General features: G+C 70.7%; 14 protein-coding genes. 8 read left to right on the top strand and 6 right to left on the bottom strand.

The window, feature by feature from the left end; all coding sequences use genetic code 11:
* Window positions 1-239: 239 nt before the first annotated feature.
* Window positions 240-1,925 carry an acyl-CoA synthetase gene (locus TR33_RS03090; RefSeq protein ID WP_042281182.1) on the bottom strand — a complete coding sequence of 562 codons (1,686 nt, stop codon included), beginning with the start codon at window positions 1,923-1,925 and terminating at the stop codon, window positions 240-242.
* 370 nt (window positions 1,926-2,295) lie between these two features.
* On the opposite strand from TR33_RS03090, the gene rocD reads away from it, so the two are divergent.
* Complete coding sequence (gene rocD / locus TR33_RS03085) at window positions 2,296-3,570, top strand: ornithine--oxo-acid transaminase (RefSeq protein ID WP_042281180.1); 1,275 nt, start codon at window positions 2,296-2,298, stop codon at window positions 3,568-3,570.
* Between the two features lie 72 nt (window positions 3,571-3,642).
* Here rocD and TR33_RS03080 read toward each other — a convergent pair whose 3' ends face one another.
* Window positions 3,643-4,983: an SGNH/GDSL hydrolase family protein gene (locus TR33_RS03080; protein ID WP_042281178.1), complete on the bottom strand. Its 1,341-nt coding sequence runs from the start codon at window positions 4,981-4,983 to the stop codon at window positions 3,643-3,645.
* 435 nt (window positions 4,984-5,418) lie between these two features.
* Between TR33_RS03080 and fabI the strand changes: the two genes are divergently transcribed.
* The gene (gene fabI, locus TR33_RS03075; protein WP_014908593.1) at window positions 5,419-6,207 is read left to right on the top strand and encodes an enoyl-ACP reductase FabI; all 789 of its coding nucleotides are present in this window, start codon (window positions 5,419-5,421) and stop codon (window positions 6,205-6,207) included.
* Window positions 6,208-6,321: 114 nt separating this feature from the next.
* On the opposite strand, the gene TR33_RS03070 is transcribed toward fabI, so the two are convergent.
* Window positions 6,322-6,936 carry a superoxide dismutase gene (locus TR33_RS03070; RefSeq protein ID WP_014910931.1) on the bottom strand — a complete coding sequence of 205 codons (615 nt, stop codon included), beginning with the start codon at window positions 6,934-6,936 and terminating at the stop codon, window positions 6,322-6,324.
* Window positions 6,937-7,394: 458 nt separating this feature from the next.
* Between TR33_RS03070 and TR33_RS03065 the strand changes: the two genes are divergently transcribed.
* The 6 genes from TR33_RS03065 to TR33_RS03040 all read left to right on the top strand — a co-directional run bounded on the left by TR33_RS03065 (window position 7,395) and on the right by TR33_RS03040 (window position 18,430).
* Complete coding sequence (locus tag TR33_RS03065; protein ID WP_042281177.1) at window positions 7,395-9,470, top strand: acyltransferase family protein; 2,076 nt, start codon at window positions 7,395-7,397, stop codon at window positions 9,468-9,470.
* A 263-nt stretch (window positions 9,471-9,733) separates the two neighbouring features.
* Window positions 9,734-10,756 carry a class I SAM-dependent methyltransferase gene (locus TR33_RS03060; RefSeq protein WP_042281175.1) on the top strand — a complete coding sequence of 341 codons (1,023 nt, stop codon included), beginning with the start codon at window positions 9,734-9,736 and terminating at the stop codon, window positions 10,754-10,756.
* A 46-nt stretch (window positions 10,757-10,802) separates the two neighbouring features.
* Window positions 10,803-12,857 carry a glycosyltransferase family 2 protein gene (locus TR33_RS03055; protein WP_042281174.1) on the top strand — a complete coding sequence of 685 codons (2,055 nt, stop codon included), beginning with the start codon at window positions 10,803-10,805 and terminating at the stop codon, window positions 12,855-12,857.
* Window positions 12,854-14,515: a glycosyltransferase family 2 protein gene (locus TR33_RS03050; protein WP_042281173.1), complete on the top strand. Its 1,662-nt coding sequence runs from the start codon at window positions 12,854-12,856 to the stop codon at window positions 14,513-14,515. The genes TR33_RS03055 and TR33_RS03050 overlap by 4 nt, the downstream gene beginning before the upstream one ends.
* A 169-nt stretch (window positions 14,516-14,684) precedes the next feature.
* Window positions 14,685-16,742: a glycosyltransferase family 2 protein gene (locus TR33_RS03045; protein WP_084570182.1), complete on the top strand. Its 2,058-nt coding sequence runs from the start codon at window positions 14,685-14,687 to the stop codon at window positions 16,740-16,742.
* Entirely contained in the window at window positions 16,739-18,430 is a 1,692-nt protein-coding gene (locus TR33_RS03040) for a glycosyltransferase family 2 protein (protein WP_108914098.1), read from the top strand. Before TR33_RS03045 ends, TR33_RS03040 begins: the two co-directional genes overlap by 4 nt.
* Before the next feature lie 57 nt (window positions 18,431-18,487).
* On the opposite strand, the gene TR33_RS03035 is transcribed toward TR33_RS03040, so the two are convergent.
* The 3 genes from TR33_RS03035 to ald form a co-directional block, all read right to left on the bottom strand.
* Window positions 18,488-18,976, bottom strand: a complete 489-nt coding sequence (locus TR33_RS03035) for a MaoC family dehydratase (protein WP_042281172.1) — start codon at window positions 18,974-18,976, stop codon at window positions 18,488-18,490.
* A 100-nt stretch (window positions 18,977-19,076) separates the two neighbouring features.
* Window positions 19,077-20,210 carry an enolase C-terminal domain-like protein gene (locus tag TR33_RS03030; RefSeq protein WP_041561889.1) on the bottom strand — a complete coding sequence of 378 codons (1,134 nt, stop codon included), beginning with the start codon at window positions 20,208-20,210 and terminating at the stop codon, window positions 19,077-19,079.
* A gap of 220 nt (window positions 20,211-20,430) precedes the next feature.
* Complete coding sequence (gene ald / locus TR33_RS03025) at window positions 20,431-21,549, bottom strand: alanine dehydrogenase (protein WP_014911238.1); 1,119 nt, start codon at window positions 21,547-21,549, stop codon at window positions 20,431-20,433.
* Window positions 21,550-21,664: the final 115 nt, after the last annotated feature.

The raw sequence follows: 21,664 nt of genomic DNA, 5'->3' as shown, positions 1-21,664 counted from the left end.
CCGCGCCGAGGTTCATCGCCCCGGCCGCACGAGGGGAAGGGCGCTGGGGCCCCGGGGCCGGGCGTCGTCATTCTAGCGTCGCCCGAAGGGGACAGAAGCGTCTCGGCCGTCCGGATTCCCGGTTCCGGCTGATGAAATAACTCTGAGATCGACAGCCGAAACCGATGCGGATGGGAAGAGAGTGAACTCGAGTCCTCCCGAGAAGCTTCCCGGCCCGGGGCCGGGAAGGATCCCGAGGATCAGAGTCCGGAGGGCCCGGTCAGGGTTCGCACGGCGGAGGAGGGAGAGCGGTCGACCACGGAGGCCGCCCACCGGTAGTCCTGTTTGCCGACCGCGGTACGCCGCACCCGGTCCACGAAGTGCACGGTCCGGGGCACCTTGAACCCCGCCAGACGCCCACGGCAGTAGGCGCGCAGCGCCCTCTCGTCCAGAGCGCCCTCGGCGGTGGAGGAGACCAGGGCCGTCACCCGCTGGCCCAACGTCTCGTCCGGCGCGGGCACCACGATCACGTCGTCCACGAAGGGGTGCGACTTGATCACCGCCTCCACCTCCTCGGGGTAGACCTTCTCCCCGGCGGTGTTGATGACCACGCTTCCCCGGCCCAGGAGGACGATCGATCCATCGGAGGCCCGGGTCCCGTAGTCGCCGGACAGCGCCCAGCGCCGGCCTTCGGGGTCCGTGGGGAAGGTGCGGGCGGTGGCGATGGGGTCGTTGTAGTAGCCCATCGGGATCCGACCGGTCCGCGCGATCCTGCCGACCTCGGGAGATCCCGGCGGCAGCGGTCGCAGAGTCTCGTCGAGCACCTCGATGCTGCCGCCCATGGTGAAGCTGCGCCGGTCGGTGGCGTCGGCGACCGTGGCCGCGGTGTCGGGGGCGGTCGCCGAGCCGCATACACCGGTCTCCGAACCGCCATAGGAGTCGGCCAGGACCACGTCCTCCCGCCAGGCCCGCCACAGGGCCTGTACGGAGGGGGTGAGCGGGGTGCCGCCGGAACGCACCGAGGTCAACTCCGGACACAGGCCGGGCTCGGTGAGCAGGTGCCGGGCCAGCGGGCGGGCCATCGCGTCGCCCACGAGCTGAACGGCGTGGACGCCCTCGCGGTGCGCCAACTCCAGGATCCGGTCGGGGCGGAAGCTGCGGTCGGTGGAGAGCACCACGCGTTTGCCGCACAACAGCATGCTCAGGGCGTTCCACTGACCGGCGGCGTGCATGAGCGGGCCCAGCACCAGCATCCGCTGCGGGAAACAGCGTACGGCGCGGGCGGCCACGTCCTCGGGGGTGCGGGACCGGGGGGAACCCGGGGCACGACGTTCCACGGCGGCGCGGAAGATGTCCGCCTGGCGCCACAGCACCCCCTTGGGGTAGCCGGTGGTGCCTCCGGTGTAGAGCAGGTAGTGGTCCTCGCCGCTGGTCACGGGGAGCTCGGGCTTAGAGGAGTCCCCGGAGCCCTGGGCGGCCAACGCCTCCTCGTAGTCCACACCGTTCAGCGCGGCGTCGCGTTCCGTGCCGTCCTCCAACAGAAGGACGTGCCGGAGCCGGGGGAGGTCGGGGAGGACGGAGGTGACCGTCGTGGCCAGGGAGTCCTCGGCGATCAGGGCCACCGCGTGGGAGTCGGCGAGCACGTGCCGGAGCTCGCCCGCCACGTACCGGTAGTTCACGTTGACCGGGACCGCGCCCGCGCGCAGGATCCCGAGGAAGGACTCGACCCACTCGGCCCGGTTGAAGGCCAGGATCGCCACGTTCTCACCGGGGCGCACACCGGCCGTCACCAGGTGGCGGGCCAGGCGGGTGGAGCGATCGTGCAGGGCGCGGTAGGTGAGCCGTCGGGGACCCGCGATGATCGCGATCCGCTCCGGCACGGCCCGACTCACCTCCGCCATCAGACCGGCGAGGGAGAAGGGTGTGTCCGGGGACGCGTGTGGCACGGCTGATCCTCCCTGACGTCGCGTGACGGCCGTCCCCGGCGAAGGCGCTCGCGGCGGCTGTGACTGTACGGCGACCGTACCCCTCGCGGACGGACCTGATCGTGGAAAGCCGTGTGGACCGCGTCACCTGCGTAACCGTGCTCCGTCACCCTTTCGTGGCCGAGCCCGGAAGAGTCCCGCTCAGAGGGCGTACCGGTGACGACGACCCCCGGGTTTCGGGCCCTCCCCGCGGTCGGTGATGTCGGCCACCTCTTGTGTGCTCACCGGATCATCTGCTCAACTCTTGGAGATCCCGCCGGCGGGGCGCTACCGGGCCTCACGGTGGGTATCTACTGTCTGACATCGGTCAATGGTGATCGGAGCGGCTTAGATGACCTCCCACAATCCGGGACAGCAGGACTCCGCCGGAAACCCCGTCGGAGAGGGACTCTCCAGCGCTGACCACATCGAACTCGCCCAGGCGAGGTCGGCGCACAACTACGCACCCCTGCCCGTCGTGATCGCCGAAGGCCGTGGTGCCTGGGTGACCGACGTGGAGGGAAAGAGGTACCTCGACTGTCTGGCCGGCTACTCGGCCATGAACTTCGGTCACCACAACCCCGAACTGATGGCGGCGGCGCACGCCCAGCTCGATCGGGTGACGTTGACCAGCCGGGCCTTCTACAACGACCGTTTCGGTCCGTGGGTGAGCTCTCTGGCCGACATGGTCGGCAAGGAGAAGGTCCTGCCGATGAACACCGGCGCCGAGGCGGTGGAGACCGGGATCAAGGTGGCCCGTAAGTGGGGCTACGAGGTCAAGGGCGTCCCCGAGAATCAGGCGACCATCGTCGTGGCCGGCGCCAACTTCCACGGCCGCACCACCACGATCATCTCCTTCTCCTCCGACCCCGAGGCCAAGACGGGCTTCGGCCCCTACACGCCGGGGTTCCGCTCCGTGCCCTACGGGGACGCGGCGGCGATCGAGGAGGCCATCGACGACACCACCGTCGCGGTGCTGATCGAGCCGGTGCAGGGCGAGGCGGGCGTGATCGTGCCGCCGAACGACTATCTGCCCAGGGTCCGCGAGATCTGTGACGACAACCGCGTGCTCTTCATCGCCGACGAGGTCCAGGCGGGGCTGGGTCGCACCGGCACCATCCGGGCCTGTGAGCACACCGGAGTGGTCCCCGACGCCTATCTGTTCGGCAAGGCACTGGGCGGCGGCATCCTCCCGGTGTCGGCGATGGTGGCCGACGAGGACGTGCTCGGGGTCATCCAGCCGGGCCAGCACGGCAGCACCTTCGGCGGCAACCCGCTGGCGGGCGCGGTGGGTTCCACGGTCGTCCGGATGCTGACCGAGGGCCCCTACGTGGAGAACGCCCGCCGCCTGGGCGACGTTCTCGATCGACGACTCAAGGAGTTCGTCGGCGACGGTGTGGTCTCGGCCCGCAGCATCGGCCTGTGGGCCGGCGTGGACGTCGACCCGGCCCTGGCCTCCGGCAAGGAGCTGTGCAAGCGGCTCGCCGAGCACGGGGTCCTGGTCAAGGACACCCACGGCTCGACCGTGCGCATGTCGCCGCCCCTGGTGATCGAGGAGGAGGACCTCCACTGGGGCCTGGACCGCTTCGCCGAGGTCATCCAGGAGCTCAAGGCCGAGAAGGCCTAGACCCCTCGCGCGAACACCGGCGCCCCGGTCCGGAGAACGGACCGGGGCGCCGTCGTGTGCGAAGGAGGGGTCTCAGGAATCCGCCGCCGGTTCCCGAGAGGCCTCGTCGGCGACCTCGTCGCCGTCCCCCTCGTCCCCGTCCTCGGGGTGGACCGGGTCCAAGGGGCCGCCGAGCTCCCTGGTGAGCACGTCCGGGTCGACCTTCTCCAACCGCTCCTTGGACTGGTACAGGACCCGTTCCGGCCCCTCCGCGATCTGGAGGCGGACCCGTTCGGCGATCGACCGCTGCCCCTGCGCGGTGGGATGGAAGCTCGCCCGGTCCACCTTCAACCCCTCGCCGATCTGTCCCAGGACGATGCCGTTCAACCAGGCGTCGTCCTCGCTGACCTCGTGGCCGCTCAACGAGCTGAAGACGTTCACGAACTCGACGCTGCCGACCTGACGGGCCCCGTACACCTCGCCGTCGGCCCGGTAGACGGTGTCCCGGATCCGGTCGTTGAACCGTTCGGCGAGCCCGTTCAGCCACAGTTGGTCGTTGGCGGAGAGGGTGTAGTACATGCCGGGAGGATCCTCGGGGAACAGCCTCGGGTAGCCCAGGACCAGCACACGCGCGTCCGGAGCACGGTCACGGATCTCTCCGAGGACCTCGGTGAGGGTCTTCTCGAAGCGGTCCATGCGCTCGTCGACCTCCGACTCCTGGTCGGTGCAGGCCGTCCGCTCCAGGAGCGGCATACGCATGATGCAGGTACGCAGGACCGGGATGAACCCCAGGTCGTTCCCACCGATGCCGAGGGTCACCAACGAGGTGTGCTCGGTGACGCGTTCGAGTTGCGACTCGGGAGTGCCGAGCTGCTCGAGCATCTGCGAGCCCCGGTGGCTGCTGCACGCGTAGAAGGCCAGCGAGCCCTCGAAGGGGAACTCCTCCTCGATCAGCCTGGGGTAGGCGTTCTCCGAACGCCAGCACTCACCGGGCTCGGCGGTGAGGGGATCGTAGTCGCCCGCGCCGTCCCCGGAGGAGTAGGAGTCGCCCAGGGCGACGTAGTTGCCCCACAGGACGGCCTCCTCCGGTTCCACCCGTACCCGCCAGTCGACCTCCTCGTCCTCGGTGATCGGAGGAAGGGGCTCGCCGGGGCAGACCCCGCCGGTGACGTCGCACCACAGATCGAGCAGGCCGTTACGGGTGGTGGGCACGGCCACCACCGCGACCATGATCAGGGCGAGGGCGGCGGCCACGACCAGGGCGATCCGGGCCCGCCGGCGTCGGGGCCGCGCGACCTCCCCCTCGCCTTCGGCGCCCTCGGACGCGGTCTCCTCATCGGCGGACCCGGCGGTGGCCGGGTCCTCGGCGGGGGAGTCGTCGTCGGGGCGGGGGGTCTCTTCGGGCACGTCGGGTTCACCGTCGCGTGCTGACACGGCCGTTACCGCCTCCCGCGTACTCGGGTGTCTGGTCCAGCAGTCAGGTTACCCGGGGTGGATTCGCGGAGTTGACGCCCGATTCCACCCCTACCGGGGCGGACGCGAGGCCGGGGGAGAAGAGGGAGTGAGGGGGCGACCCAGCGGCGGCCAAGCCCGCTGGGTCGCCCCGGCCCTCATGTGCCAGGGAGGCATGTCCATGACTCTGCCGCCTCGAGCCCGCGCAGTCACCAGTGGAAGACCACAAAGAATCGGGGCCGATCCCTGGCTCGGTTGTACGGAGTGTCACCATGGCCGGGGTCCCGGGGCGGGTGGGGCGTGCGAGGACGCGCCAAAGCCCGGGCGCGAATCTTTGTCGGCTTCCACGGCTGACGATCGGTCGTCGCGCCGATACGTTTCCAGCAGCAGCGACCGAACCGCCACCCAGGGGACCCCTTGAACCTGCTCATCACCGGCATCACGACCCAGTCCTCCATCGCCTACGCGATCGCCGAGGAGGCCATGCGTCAGGGACACGACGTCATTCTGACCAACCCTCCGGGCCGCGCCTTCTCCATCTGCGAACGCATCGCCAAGCGACTGCCGAGGGAACCCGTGGCCGTCCTGCCGATGGACGTCACCGACCCCGAGCAGATCGACGCCACGGTCGAGGCGGTCCGTGAGCACTGGGACCACGTGGACGGGCTGCTGCACGCCATCGCCTACGCCCCCGAATCGGCTCTGGGCGGCAACTTCCTCAACACCGGCTGGGAGGACGTGGCCAAGGCGATCCACGTCTCCGGTTACTCGCTGGCCGCCCTCACCGTCGGTATGCGCGACCTGCTGGCCAAGGCGCCCGAGGGGGCCGGCGTCGTCTCGCTGACCTTCGACGCCAGCGTCGCCTGGCCGGTCTACGACTGGATGGGCTCGGCCAAGGCCGTCCTGGAGAACTCCGCCCGCTACCTGGCGCGCGACCTGGGGCCGGAGGGGATCCGGGTCAACACGATCTCCGCCGGTCCGATCAAGTCCCTGGCGGGCGGTTCCATCCCGGGCTTCTCGCAGATCGCCGACTCCTGGGGCGACAACTCCCCGCTGGGCTGGGACACCAAGGACGCCTCCGTGGTCGCCGGCCCCGCCCTGTTCCTGATGTCTCCGGCCGCCCGGGCCGTCACCGGTACGGTCATGCACGTGGACGGCGGCTACCACGCGATGGGCGCGCCCATGGCCCCCGACGTCCAAGGCTGAGCGCCCCCGGCCCCGAGGGGCGGAACACGCGAGGGCGGCACCCGTCGGGTGCCGCCCTCGAACGTTCTTCGAGAGACCCCCGACCCGGCTCAAGGTCGACGGCCCCGACGGAACCTAGCCCAGCTTGGTCTTGCGGGCCTCGGCGAAGCGCTCCTGGACGTCGGCCCAGTTGACCACGTTCCAGAACGCCTTCACGTACTCGCCCTTGACGTTCTTGTACTGGAGGTAGAAGGCGTGCTCCCACATGTCCAGCATGAGCAGCGGCTGCGTGCCGATGGCGATGTTGGCCTGCTGGTCGTAGAGCTGCTCGATGATCAGGCGCTGACCGAGGGCGTCCCAGGCCAGGATCGCCCAACCGGAACCCTGGATGCCGGTGGCCGCGGCGTTGAAGTGCGCGCGGAAGGCGTCGAAGGAACCGAACTGGTCGTCGATGGCGGCGCCCAGTTCGCCCTCGGGCTTGTCGCCACCCTCCGGGGACAGGTTCTTCCAGAACACGGAGTGGTTGACGTGGCCGCCCAGGTGGAACGCGAGGTTCTTCTGGAGCTGGTTCACGGTGCCGAAGTCACCGGCTTCGCGGGCCTCCGCCATCTGCTCCAGGGTGCTGTTGGCACCGGCGACGTAGGTGGCGTGGTGCTTGTCGTGGTGCAGCTCCATGATCTGACCGGAGATCCACGGCTCCAGGGCCGCGTAGTCGTAGGGCAGTTCGGGAAGCGAGTACGGCGCAGACATCTCTGACGCACCTTTCCAAAGACGCGATTCGTCGGGCTTACCAGCGATGTGATCGCTACTCAGCAAGCTATCAGCCGAGACGCCGGACCCCCGATGTCAGGCTGTCGACACCGGGGGACGGGAATAAAATCCGGCGGCGGAGCCCGATCCGGAGGTCCGCCGCCCCGGCCCTCGCCCTCGCGCGCCGACCGAGAGGCACCGCCGCGCAGGGGTCCGTTTTCTCCGCGAACCTCCCCGGGGTTTCCTTTACGGAAAGGCGCCGGACCCCCGTGGTTACCCTGGCCGACACATCCCCCGTGCTCCGAAGGGGTCAAGGGGGAGAGTTGTCCGCGCGTTCCATCGTCATTCACCGAGGTGGCATCGGGAACGGGGAGAATTCAGCGCCGAATTCGAATGGCGGGACCCGCACGCCCGTTCGGTGAATCATCCTTCCCCAGCTCCCGAGGCCGCCTCCGAACATGAGTGACACCACCACCGGGGTCCCCGTCCCCTCGTCCCCGCGCAGCGCCCCCTCCGACGTACGCGCCGTGTCTTCGACCATGACCGGAGGCGGCCATCGACCCGAGATCGAGGGTCTGCGCGCCCTGGCGGTACTTCTGGTCGCCGCCTATCACATCTGGTTCGGTCGGGTCTCCGGCGGCGTGGACGTGTTCCTGCTGCTCACCGGTTTCCTCATCACCGGTTCCCTGGTGCGCGCGGTCGAACGCGACGGACGGATCCACTTCGGCGCCTTCTGGGCCCGACTGATCGGTCGCCTGGCCCCGCCGGTCGCCGTGGTCCTGCTCGCCACCATGGGCGCCATGTACCTGTGGCTGCCCCGTTCCCGATGGGCGGACGTGCTCGCCGAGGTACGCGCCTCGGCCCTCTACCACGAGAACTGGACCCTGGCCCGGGACGCGGTCGACTACCTGGCCCGCGAGGCCGCGGTCAGCCCTCTCCAGCACTTCTGGTCGCTGTCCATCCAGGGGCAGTTCTACCTGATCTGGCCGGTGCTGATCACCCTGGCGGCGATCCTGGCCTCCCGCTCGCGGCTACCGCTGCGTCCCACGGTCCTGGCCCTGATCGTCGCGGTGTTCGTGGTCTCTCTGACCTACTCGGTGTACATCACCGGCCGTGATCAGGCCTGGGCCTACTTCGACACCGGAGCCCGGCTGTGGGAGTTGGCGCTGGGCGGGATCCTCGCCCTGGCCATCACCCGGGTACGGATGCCCACCCGGGTCCGTGTGGTCCTGGGCTGGGTCGGTCTGGTCGCCCTGGTCTCCTGCGGCATGCTCGTGCAGGTCTCCACGCTCTTCCCCGGGTACATCGCCCTGTGGCCGACCCTCGCCGCGCTGCTCATCGTCCTGGCCGGGACGACCGGGAGCCCTCGAGGGGTGGACCGGTTGCTGACCTGGCCGCCCCTGATGGCGCTGGGCCGGCTCTCCTACACGATCTACCTGTGGCACTGGCCCCTCCTCGTCTGTTATCTGGAGGTCACCGGGCGCCGGCTCGCCACCCCCTGGGGCGGCGCCGCGATCCTGGGCGCGTCGATCCTGCTGGCCTGGATGACGCATCGCCTGGTCGAGCGCGGCCTCGAACCGTTCACGAGGTCGGCCGACCGTCGGAGCCCGGTGGGCCCGACCGTGGTCGCCGCCCTCTTCCTCGTCCCGGTCCTGGTGCTCTCGCTGGTGTGGACGGAGCGTCTGGAACAGGAACGGGAGCGCAGGGCTCACGAGATCGCCTCCCCCGAGAGTTACCCGGGTGCCGCCGTGGTCGCGGATCCGTCTCTGCTCGACTCGCTCCCGGACGTCCCGGTGCGTCCGGACCCCGAGGACTCCAAGATGGACCTGTCCTCCCACCATCAGGAGGGCTGCCACGTGAACCTGGCCTCGGAGGAGCTGGTCGTGTGCGACCGCGGTCCCGCCGACGCCGAACACACGCTCGCCCTGGTGGGCGCCTCGCGCACCGCCCACTGGTACCCGGCGGTGGAGGCGGTCGCCGAGAAGTACGGCTGGCGTCTGGTGTCCTTCACCAAGAGCGGTTGTCCGTTCGGTCTGGCGCCCTCGACCAGGGACGGGGCCCTGTTCGAGGAGTGCGAGGTCTGGAAGGAGAAGGCGCTGGCCGAGTTGGAGGAGCTGAACCCCGACGCGGTGCTGCTCTCCTCCACCCGGGCCTTCGTCGACGGCGAGGCGGTGGAGGACGGCTACACCGACCTGTGGTGGCACCTGAACGACCTGGGGATCGACGTGGTCGGCCTGCGGGATCTGCCCCGACTGCCCTATAGGGGAGGGGAGTGCGTGGAGGCCGGAGACCCGGCCGAGTGCACCAGCCCGGCCTCGCGCAGCCTCGCGGCCGTGGACCCGGCCACCCTCGAGGAGCTGCCGCCCAACGTCGAACCGATGGACCTGACCGAGTACGTGTGCCCGGGCGGTTCCTGCGACGCCGTGGTCGGCAACGTGTTGGTGTACTGGGACCACTCGCACATCACCGCCACCTACGCCCGGACGCTCACCCCCATGGTGGAGAAGGCCCTGTTGGAGGCCACGGGTTGGTGACCCGGGCCGTACGCCCCGGACCCCCGGAAAGGGGGTCCGGAGACGTTTCGGCCACTCTGCCGTGAGCCCCGGATGAGGGGGTGGTGAACGCTGGGGGAATTGTCGCTCACGTGGGTTTCGAAACGGCACATGTCGCCCCCGGTCACCTTTTCGAGAGGTTAATGTCGAAAGCGCACGGTGTCTTTCTCGGTGGCGTTTTTCTCGAAAAGGGCACGAGATCGCCGTGCGCAGGTCGCCGCTCCCCTTCCGCGGAGGTAACCCCCATGAATTCCCTCAGGCGCAGGATCCGCCGCCTTCTGCCCCTGGTCGCTCCGGCCGGCCTGGCCGTGTTCGCGACCCCCATCGTTCTCGGCGGATTCGGTCTGATCACGTGGGGCGAGGTGGTCGTCGGTACCGCCGTCCTGCTCCTGGGAGCCCTGGTGTGCGCGCTCGGCGCGGCCCTGTGGCTGACACGGCGTTCGGTGCGGGAACTGTCCACCTCCGTACGGACCCAGACCCGCACGGTCACCGAGCTCTTGGGCCGGGACCGACTGGAGCTGGCCCGCGCCCTCGACGAGGTCCGAGGCGAGGTGGCCGACCTGCGAGGCAACGCCCTGCCCAAGGCGGTCCAGACCGTCGTCCGCGCCGGAACCCGCCAGGGCCGCGACGACTACGAACAGCAGGTCGCCTGGTCCGAACTGCGCGGTCACCTGGACGTGGCCCCCTTCATGCCGCCGCTGCGCGGCTGGGCCGCATCCCCGGACGTCCTGCGACTCCTGGTCCGGATCATCGAGCGGGACCGCCCCGCGCTGGTGGTGGAGTGCGGAAGCGGGGCCTCCAGCGTGTGGATCGGCTACGCCCTGCGCAAGGCGGGGACCGGCAGGCTCGTCGCCATCGAGCACGACGCCCGCTACGCGGAGCTGAGCCGCGACCTCGTCGCCGCCCACTCCCTGGAGGACGTGGTCGAGATCCGGCACGCCCCCCTCGCCCCGGTGCCCGCCGAATACGCGGACGGGGTCTCCGCCGATGTGCCCTGGTACGACACCGAGGCGCTGGTCGACCTCAAGGGCATCGGTCTGGTCTTCGTGGACGGTCCGCCGCAGGCCACCGGGGTCGAGGCCCGTCACCCGGCGGTCCCCGTCCTGCTGCCCGCCTGCGAGGACCACGCCGTCTTCGTCCTCGACGACGCCGCCCGCCCCGACGAGCGCTCTCTCGGTGAGCGCTGGCTCGCGGCCCACCCCGATCTGGTCAGGACCGAGGAGCCCACCGAGAAGGGCGCGCACGTCTTCACCCGAAACGTCCGCTGACCGAACCGACCGAGGCGTCCCCCAGCCGAACCGAGAGGGCCACTCGATGATCACCACCGTCCTCCGGCACGCCCTGCGTGCCCGTGGAGACGAACCGGCCGTGCTCTGCCACAGCGGAGCCGGCACCCTTCGGGAACTGTCCGGCCTCCCCCGGAACGCCGGGGACCGGACCGTGGACCTGGGAGCCCACCCCCTGGGCGAGCCGATCCCTATCGGAGTGGAGGGGGCGACGGACGATGAACGGGAGCCCGTCGCCGGCCTGGTGGCACTGGTCGCCGCCACCCCCACCGACCTCCACCGCGCCCTGACCGCCGCCGTCCACCTGCCCAAGGCCGTCCAGGTCGTCGTCGCCCTCCTGGACACCCCCGGGCACCAGGACCCGCCGGTCCCGGCGGGGCCGGGCATGGGCCAGTGGCGCGACCTCCAGGAGCTGCGGGTACGCCGGGTGGACCGGCGCGGCTGGGTCTGCGAGTTCTTCTTCCCCAACCCCGTCGAGTCGGCCCCGGTCCTGGACGCGGTCCTGCACGGCACCCGAGGCCGCCGTCGAGGCCCCTCCGTGGCCCCCTTGGCCGCGCTCAACGGGGCCGAGGCCTCGCTCTGGCGCCCCGGGGACACCGGCGCCCACGGGGTCGAGCAGGGCGGACCGGTCCCGCTGCGTCGGGTCACCCCCGTCGCCGACCTGGCGCTGCGGGTGGGCGATGGAGCCGCGGCCGTGGACTGGGCCGATGAGAAGGTCCCGGTCCTGGACCGGGCCACCACCGGGACCGACTCCTGGGAGGGGCTGGCCGGAGAACACGGGCGAGAGCGAGCCGCGGGGCTCACCGTCTCGGCCGCCGCCGACCCCGTATCCCTGATCGCCCCCATCGACGAGACCACGGTCAACCCCACCGGGTTCGGCAAGGCGGAGAAGGGCCCCTTGGGCCACCTCACCCTGAACGGCGACCGGGCGGTCGTCCGCGACGGGAAGAAGGACCTGATCGAGGTGGCCGCCGACGGCACCGTCACCGACGTGGACCTCGCCGGCATCCGCCATCTGCGCGGGGTCCGGATCGACTGGACCGGTCACACCGGCCCGACCGCGGCTGTGCGCGCCGTGGCCTCCCTGGCGGCCGGAGGGGTCCCGCTGGTGGCCGAACCGGTCCCCGGCTGGGCCGCCGGGTTGGGGACGACGCTGATCGACGCCATCGAGGGCGCGACCGAGGCCGACCTCACCGACCGATTGGCCCGAGAGGAGCACAGCGTCCGTCTGCGTCGCGCGGCCCTGCGCACGCACGGCCTGCGTTCGCGTTGGCGGGGTCTGGCCGCGGAGACCGGGATCCCGCTCCCGCCCGAACCCCGGGTGTCGGTCATCCTGTGCACGAGGCGGCCCGACATGGTCGGTTTCGCGCTGGCCCAGATCGCCCGCCAGCGCGGGGTCGCGTTGGAGACCGTCCTCACCCTGCACGGCTTCCCGGCGGATCTGCCCGAGGTGGCGTCCGCGATCGACGCCTACCGGGAGACCGGCCTGCCGATCGTCGTCCACGAGGCCTCCGCGGAGCGGATCTTCGGTTCGGTGCTCAACGATTCCGTCGCCCGCGCCTCCGGCGACCTCATCGCCAAATGGGACGACGACGACTGGTACGGCCCCGAGCACCTGGCCGACCTGGTGCTGGCCCGGACCTACTCGGGGGCCGAGCTGGTCGGCACCGGTCAGGACTTCGTCTACCTCCAAGAGGTGGATCTGATGGTCTGGCGCAGCCGCGAGTCCGAGACCGCCACCCGCTTCATCGCCGGGGGCACGATCCTCACCGACCGCGTGGTGCTGGAGGAGACCGGAGGTTTCCGTCCGCTGCCGCGCGCCATCGACACCCAACTGCTCATCGCCGTGTCCCGGGGCGGGGGGCGCGTCCACCGCACCCACGGGCTGGGGTACGTGTTGCGTCGCACGGGCGGCGGACACACCTGGTCCGAGGACATGGCCTACTTCCTGCACAACTACGCACGACAGTGGTCCGGCTGGCGACCCAGCTCCCTCCTGGAGGGCGAACCCGTCCCGTTGGGGCGCCCCGTCGACGGTGGAGAGCCGGTCGTGACCGCGACGTACCCGGGGGGATCAGCATGACCAGTACCGAAGAGCACACCGCCCCCGCCGTGGCCGGGACGACCTCGCCGGGGTCGCCCCTGCCCCGGGGCGCGGTGGACATGAGCGCGCAGCCGAGGGTGCGCCGCAACGACCACGCGGTGCTCTCTCCGCCCCCGTTGGGTGGGTGGGAGCCGTCGTTGTCGGTGAGTGTGGTGGTTCCGGCTCATGGTGGTTCGGAGAAGTTGGCGTTGGTGTTGGCCTCGTTGGCGGCTCAGAGTTATCCGGCTCATCTCATGGAGGTGGTCGTGGTGGACGATGGGAGTCCCGAGCCGTTGGTGTTGCCTCGTGTGCGGCCGGAGAATACGCGGTTGGTGGTGTCGGCCGAGGGTGGTTGGGGTTCGGCTCATGCGGTGAATACGGGTGTGGGGGTGTCGTCGGGTCAGGTGGTGTTGCGTTTGGACGCCGACATGTTGGTGTATCGGGAGCATGTGGAGTCCCAGATGCGCTGGCATCACCTCATCGACTATGGAGTGGCCCTCGGGCACAAACTGTTCGTCGACTTCGATCCCGCGGCGATGACCCCCGAGTACGTGCGCGACGAGGTCGCGGCGGGGCGGGCGGATCGTCTCTTCGACCGCGATTCGGCCGACCCGCACTGGGTGGAACGTCTGATCGGTCAGCACGATCGGCTGAGGACCGCCGGTCGACTCTCCTACAAGGTGTTCATCGGCGCGACCGGTTCGTTGCACCGTTCGCTGTTCGACGCGGCCGGGGGCATGGCTCCCGAGCTGGTGCTGGGCGGCGACACCGAGTTCGCCTACCGTGTGGCGCAGCAGGGCGCGGTGTTCGTCCCGGACCTGGACACGAGCAGTTGGCACCTGGGCCGCTCACAGATGCAGACCCGACGCGACGCCGGCACCCGCTACCGGAGCCCCTACGTCTCCAACCGGGTGCCCGACTTCCACCTGCGCCGCAAGCGCCCCGACCGCCAGTGGGAGGTCCCGCTGGTCGACGTCGTCGTCGACACCGCGGAACGGACCCTCGAGGAGGTCGACACCACGGTCTCCGCACTGCTGGACGGTTCCACCCCGGACCTGCGCCTGTGGCTCCTGGGTCCCTGGTCACGGCTGAACGACGAGCGCCGCAGGCCCTTGGACGACGAGCTCCTCGACCCCCGACTGATCCACGAGACCTTCCGGGGCGACCCGAGGGTCCGGTTCGTCGAGGAGCCCCCGGAGACCGACCCGCGCGTGCCCTTCCGTCTGTTCCTCGGGGGCGGGCCCGCTCTCGGACCCACGGCCGTGGCCGACCTGGTCAAGGAGATCGACAAGGAGGGGGCGGGCCTCCTGTGCGCCCCGCTGCCCGGCGCCACCCGTGCGGGGGACGGGCTGTTGCGTCTGGAGCGCGGCTCCGCCTACGCCCGAGCCCGTCACCTGGAGCCCGAGGCCGAGGGCGCCGACCTGGACCGGGTCGTGGAGGAGACGCACGGCACCCACTGGATCCCGGGGGAGCGCTTCCTGGCGGTCGACGAGGGTGAGGAGACCCCGACGGCGCGGCCCGAGGTACTCCAGCAGAGGCTGGACAAGGCCCTGGTCGAGGCCGACCGTATGCGTGCCCGTGCCCAGAGGGCCGAACGCAAGCTCCGTTGGTTCACCCCGGGCCTGGGGCGCAGGGTCCTGCGCCGGATCGCCCGCTGAACGACGGGGTGACGGGCCGTGGGGCGACCGCTCCGCGGCCCGTCCTCGTGAAAGGGCGAGGACGACACACCCCTTCGTAAAAGTCACCAACCGTGATCATTGTGGCACTCTGTGTTTGACCCGTCTCGACGGGTGACCACAGTCTCGCCTACACGCCCGAGGTTGCCCGATGATCACCTCCGTCGTCCGTCAGGCCCTACGTACACGCGGTGCCGAACCCGCGGTCCTGTGTCATACCGGGGACCCGACGACGGCCAGGCGTGAACTCGCTTCGATCCGGTTGCGCTCCGGCGACCTGCTCGTCGACCTGGACGCCCACCGCCCGGGCGACCCGATCGAGATACCCGGGGTGGGCGGCGAGGGGGAACCCGAGGCCGTGGGCCTGGTCGCGGTCGTGGCCGCCAGCCTCACCGACCTGGGCCGTGTCCTGACGGTCGCCACCGCGCTCCCTCCCACCGTGCACCTGCTCGCGGCGGTGGCCGACACCCCGGGCCACCAAGGGCCCCTTCTGCCGACCCCGCCCGGCATCGATGAGTGGAACGACCTCCTCGAAGCGCGGGTACGTCGGCTCGGCCGCAGAGGCTGGGTCTGCGAACTCTTCTTCCCCAACTCCGTCGAGACCGCCCTGGCCCTCGACTGCGTCGTCCACGGCACCAGGGGAGGACGTCGCGGCCGTCGTGTCCTCCCTCTCGCCGCCGTCCACGGGCGGGAGGGGTGCCTGTGGCGTCCCGGCGACATCGCCTCCACCGGGGTGACCGCCACCGGCCCCGTCCCGTTGCGTCGGGTCTCGCCCGTGGCCGACCTGGTCCTGCGCACCGACGAGGGGACCCTGCCGGCCTGGGAGGACCCGGTCGTCCCCCATCTGGACGTCCCCACCACCTCGCGGCCCCGGATCACGATCACCGAGGCGGGCGAGGAGCCGCACCGGACGGGTTCCTTCGACACGCACACGATCCCGCCCATCGACGAACGCTTCGTCAACCCCATCGGCTTCACCAAGAAGGCCGGCGGTCCCATGGGCGACCTCGGAGACCACGGGGATCGTACGGCCCTGTCCGAGGGACGCAAGGTCCTGTTCACCGTCCCCGAACACGGCACCGTGACCGACCTGGACGTCGGCCGGGTCCGCTACCTGCGCGGCGTCCGCGTGAACTGGTCCGGGCAGGTGGGACCGGTCTCCATGGTGCGGGCCGTGGCCTCGTTGGCGGCCGCGGGCGTGCCGTTGGTCTCCGACCCCGTCCCGCCCTGGGCGTCATCGCTGGGGCGCCCCCTGATCGACCTGCTCACCTCGGTCGAGGAGCGGGGCCTCGCCGACCCTCTCACCCGGGAGGAGCACAGCGTTCGACTGCGTCGTGCCGCCCTGGGGACCCACGGGCGCGCCGCCCGCTGGTCCGCCCTGGCCGCCGGCGTGGGCGTTCCGACGCCTCCCGAGCCCCTGGTCACGGTCATGCTGTGCACCCGCCGGCCGGAACTCGTCGGCTTCGCCCTCGCCCAGGTGGTCCGCCAGCGCGATGTCCGCTTCGAACTGGTGCTGGCCCTGCACGGCTTCTCGGCCGACCTGCCCGAAGTGCGGTCGGCGGTACGGGAGTTCTCCGCGTCGGGGATCCCGATCACCGTGCACGAGGCCCCCGGGGACCAGGTGTTCGGCGCCGTCCTCAACGACGCGGCCGACCGCGCGAGCGGGACCGTCATCGCCAAGTGGGACGACGACGACTGGTACGGCCCCGACCACCTGGCCGACATGCTCATGGCGCGGACCTACTCCGGGGCCGACGTCGTCGGGATCACCCAGGACCTGGTCTACCTCCAGGAACTGGACCTGACGGTGTGGCGCAGCTACCAGACGGAGAAGCCGTCACCGGACGTGGTGGGCAGCACGATCGTCATCGATCGATCGGTGCTCACCGACGTCGGAGGGTTCCGCCCGCTGCCCCGGGCGATCGACAGCCAACTGCTCTTGGCCGTCCGCCGTCACGGAGGGCGGATCTACCGCACCCACGGCCTGGGATACCTGCTGCGCCGGGCGGGGGAGGGGCACACCTGGGGGGCCGACATGGGGTACTTCCTGCGACGTAACAGCAGGCAGTGGTCCGGTTGGCGTCCCAGCGCCCTGTTGGAGGGCGAACCCCGCCCGCTGGGCTCGGAGACCGTGCCCGAGACGACGCTCTCCGTGCCGTCCGCCCGCGAGGGCAGGCCGTCGACGACCACCACGGGAGGACACCGTTGACCACCGCCGACAACACCTCCACCCGCAAGGGCGCGGAGAACACAGTGCAGACCGCATCGATCCCGGAACAGTCCGGCCCGCTTCGCCAACCGATCGTCCATCGCAACGACTACACCGCGCTGCCCGTACCCCCGTTGGGTGGGTGGGAGCCGTCGTTGTCGGTGAGTGTGGTGGTTCCGGCTCATGGTGGTTCGGAGAAGTTGGCGTTGGTGTTGGCCTCGTTGGCGGCTCAGAGTTATCCGGCTCATCTCATGGAGGTGGTCGTGGTGGACGATGGGAGTCCCGAGCCGTTGGTGTTGCCTCGTGTGCGGCCGGAGAATACGCGGTTGGTGGTGTCGGCCGAGGGTGGTTGGGGTTCGGCTCATGCGGTGAATACGGGTGTGGGGGTGTCGTCGGGTCAGGTGGTGTTGCGTTTGGACGCCGACATGTTGGTGTATCGGGAGCATGTGGAGTCCCAGATGCGCTGGCACCATCAGGCCGATTACACCGTCGTCATGGGACACAAGCTGTTCGTCGACTTCGACCCGTCCGCCCTCGTACCGGAATACGTGTACGAGGAGGTCGCGGCGGGGCGGGCGGATCGTCTCTTCGACCGCGACTCCGCCGACCCGCACTGGGTCGAGAGGTTCATCGCCCGTACCGACCGGCTGCGCTCTGCCGGCCACGAGGGGTTCAAGGTCTACGTCGGCGCGACCGGTTCGTTGCACCGTTCGCTGTTCGACGCGGCCGGGGGCATGGCTCCCGAGCTGGTGCTGGGCGGCGACAGCGAGTTCGGTCACCGTCTCGCCCAACGGGGCGCGGTGTTCGTCCCGGACGAGGACACGAGCAGTTGGCACCTGGGCCGCTCACAGATGCAGGAACAGAGGAACGCGGGCACCCGCTACCGGAGCCCCTACGTCTCCAACCGGGTGCCCGACTTCCACCTGCGCCGTAAACGCCCCGACCGCCAGTGGGAGGTCCCGCTGGTCGACGTCGTGCTGGACGTGGCCGAGCGGACCCTGGAGGAGGTCGACACCACCGCCTCGGCCCTGCTCGGCGGTTCCACCCCGGACCTGCGCCTGTGGATGGTCGGGCCGTGGTCGCGACTGCACGACGGACGGCGCTCTCCTCTTCAGGAGGAGTCCCTGGACCTGAGGCTGATCCACGAGACCTTCCGGGGCGACCCGAGGGTCCGGTTCGTCGAGGAGCCCCCGGAGACCGACCCGCGCGTGCCCTTCCGTCTGTACATGGAGGCGGGCCCGCCCACCTCGTCCGATGCCCTGGCCGAGCTGATCCGGGCGTGCGACTCCTCCGGGGCGGGCCTCCTGTGCGCTCCGCTGCCCGGCGCGCTCAGGGCGAAGGAGGGCGTGCTGCGTCTCGAACGTGTGGCGGCCTTCGAAAGGGCGCGTCACCTGGCCCCGGAGGCCGAGGGCGAGAAGCTGGACCGGCTGGTGGAGGAGGTGTACGGGATCCACTGGACCCCCGCCACCGACATCGTCGTCGCCTCGGGCCCGGAAGAGGCCGAGTTGGAGGGTGTCAAGGGCTCCTCGGAGGAACCGGAGGAGTCGGTGGAACGGCTGCGGGCCCGGCTGGAACAGGCCACGGTGCGGGGCGACCGGATGCGCCGTCGGGCCGAACGCGCCGAACGCAAGCTCCGTTGGTTCACGCCCGGGCTCACCCGTCGGATCCTGCGCCGCATCGCCCGCTGAACCACGAGGTCCACGGTCCCCGGGTCGGAGTCCCCTCCGACCCGGGGACCGATGCGTTCAGGAGGAAGAGCCCTCACGCTCCGCGGAGGACTTTCGGACCCAGAGCGCCAGACTCTCCGCGACCAGCGCGGGACGGTCGGAGCCCTCGATCTCCACGGTGTGCCCGGTGGTGACCAGATATCCCTTGTCGGTCCGGGTCACCTCCCTCAGGTCCACGGAGTCGCGTACACGCGAGCCCACGGTCACGGGACGAAGGAAACGCACCCGGTTCAGCCCGTAGTTGATGGACATGGCCGGCTTCTCGACGAGCGTGAACAGGTTCCGGGCGAAGTACGGCAGCAGCGACAGGGACAGGAATCCGTGCGCGATGGTGGCGCCGAAGGGGCCCTCGGCCGCGCGTTCGGCGTCGAGGTGGATCCACTGGTGGTCCTCCGTCGCGTCGGCGAATCGGTCGATACGCGTCTGGTCGATGGTGAGCCAGTCGGTACGGCCGAGATGTTCGCCCTGGGCGGCGACGACCTCGTCGATGTCGGCGAACACGCGCATCGCGCCTCCACGCTCCACTCGGGGGCGGGCCCGGTCGCGGGGCCCTGTGGTGCGCGCCACCCTATCCGACGGGGTCCGGGCCGTGAAGGCGCGGGATCCCTCAGCCGCCGCGGGTGGGCCGGTCGGAGGCGTCGGTGCCACGAGAACCCAGGATCACGGATCGCGCCGTCCATCCGGGCAGCAGATCCGGGTCGGGGGCGTGCCCGGACCCGCTCTCGGTCAACGGCACCGGAACCACGCCGTCGTGCGCCCGCACGGGCGGGAGCACCAGGTCGCGCCCCCGGAGGCCGGCACGGGGCATCTCCACGGGCAGGCTCACACCGGTCAGCGAGGCCAGGGCCACCGTCGCGGCGCGGCCCACACCGGTACGGGCCGAGGACCCGCACCAGACCTTCCGGCCCGCGTCCACCGCCAGGTCCACCGCGCGTCGGGCGGCCGTCAACCCGCCCAAGCGGGACGGGTCGACGTGGACCACGTCACCGGCCTCGGCCCGGATCGCCTCGACCAGGTCTCCCAACGAGGAGAGCGGGCGGTACAGGGCCACCGACGTACGCGCCTCGGCCGCGAACCGCCCGTAGGCGGCCAGATCCTCGGGGTCGAAGGGGTCCTCGATGGCCAACAATCCCAGGGAATCGAGGGACCGGAGCGCGTCCATGTCGGACTCGGAATCGGAATATCGTCCGCCCGCGTCCACCTGGAGCACCAAGAAGGGGAAAGTGGCCTGGACCGCGCGGACCACCTCGACGTCCCACCCCGGCTCGATCTCCAGCCTGATCCGGCGGAAACCGGCGCCGACCTGGCGGTTCACCTCGGTGACGGCCGACTCCAGGGAGACCTGGCGCGGCAGGGTGACCCCGGCGGTCAGGGCCGTGCGCGACCCGCCCAGGGCGTGGGCCAGGGGGGTGGAGCGCTGACGACTCCACAGATCCCAGCAGGCGGTGTCCAACGCCCCCACCAGGGCGGGATCCCAGGGCAGATCGGCGAAGGCCTCGGCCGCCTCGGTCGGCCGCCGCCATGGATGATCCACCAACGCGGGTCCGAAGTCGCGGGTGAGCGCCTCCCACTGTCCGGGTGTGGCCCCGGGGACCTCGCCCCAGCCGTCGAAGACGCCGTCGGACACCCTGACCAGGACCGGGACCGAACCGTCCGCGCCTCGCCCCACCGGTGACGGCCGCAGCCGTACCAGTTCGAGTTCGACGATCCGGGTCACGGTCACCGCTCCGGCGTGTGTCACTACGGTCCCCACCTCTGTTCGGCCACGAGCACGGGTCCGACGTGGAGTGGGACCCGCTTTCGACGGTACCCCCGCCCGACCTGCCCGACCACCCCGTGGGCGATACCCGATGATGCCGGGTGCCCAGGTGGGGCGGGCCGAGGAACAGGACGAAGGGTCCGCCCGCCGGCGGCGGACGGACCCTCGGAGACGGAGGACGGGCGGATCGGGCCCGGAGAGGTCAGAGGGCCAGGGCCTCGGACGGCTCCCGGTACTTGAGGTCATGGGCGTCGGCGACCGGGGCGTAGACCACGTCGCCCGCGTAGGTGTTCAGACCGCCGGCGAGGGCGTCGTCCTCGCGCAGGGCCCGACGCCACCCCTTGTCGGCCAGGGCCACCGCGTAGCGCAGTGTGTCCTTGGTCAGGGCGTGCGTGGAGGTGTTGGGCACCGCCCCGGGCATGTTGGCGACGCAGTAGAACACCGTGTCGTGCACCGAGAAGGTGGGGTCGTCGTGCGTGGTGGGGCGCGAGTCCTCGAAACAACCGCCCTGGTCGATCGCGATGTCCACCAGCACGGCCCCCGGGCGCATCCGGGAGACCAGCTCGTTGGAGATCAACGTGGGGGCCTTGGCCCCGGGCACGAGCACGGCGCCGATCACCATGTCCGAATCCAGGACGGAGCTCTCCAGCTCGAAGGCGTTGGACACCACGGTCTTGACCCGGCCCCGGTACAGGTTGTCCACGTGACGGAGCTTGTCGACGTTCAGGTCCAGCACCGTGACGTCGGCGCCCAACCCCACGGCGATCCGGGTGGCGCTCAACCCGGAGACCCCGGCGCCGACCACCGTGACGTTCGCCGGGCGCACCCCGGGGACCCCGCCCATCAGGACCCCGCGTCCACCGTTGGGGCGCTGGAGCGTGGCCGCGCCGACCTGGGGCGCCAGCCGTCCGGCCACCTCGGACATGGGGGCGAGCAGGGGGAGGGAGCCGTCGGGGAGCTGGACGGTCTCGTAGGCGATACCGGTGACCTTGCGGTCCAGCAGGGCCTCGGTGCACTCCAACGAAGCGGCCAGGTGCAGGTAGGTGAAGAGGGTCTGGCCCTCGCGCATCCGGTGGTACTCGGAGGGGATGGGCTCCTTGACCTTGAGGATCAGGTCTCCGGCGGCCCACACGTCGTCGGCCTCGTCCAGGACGGTGGCGCCCGCGCCCCGGTACTCCTCGTCGGTGATGGAGGACCCCAGGCCCGCGTCGCGTTCGACGAAGACCTCGTGCCCTCGGCGGGTCAGCTCGTGGACACCCGCCGGGGTGATGGCCACTCGGTACTCGTGGTTCTTGATCTCACGGGGCACGCCGATGCGCACGGTTCCTCCCACTGGTATCGCCATCGATACCTCCCACTGTGACCTGCGTGGGTGCCCGAACACCACCATCAATGTGCATAGGTCTGAGCCCGCATATTGACAGTGTGTAAGCCGA

Origin of the sequence: Nocardiopsis alba, from assembly GCF_000710955.1 — a bacterium.
Lineage (GTDB): Bacteria > Actinomycetota > Actinomycetes > Streptosporangiales > Streptosporangiaceae > Nocardiopsis > Nocardiopsis alba.
This window is presented reverse-complemented; position numbering and strand designations above follow the sequence as displayed.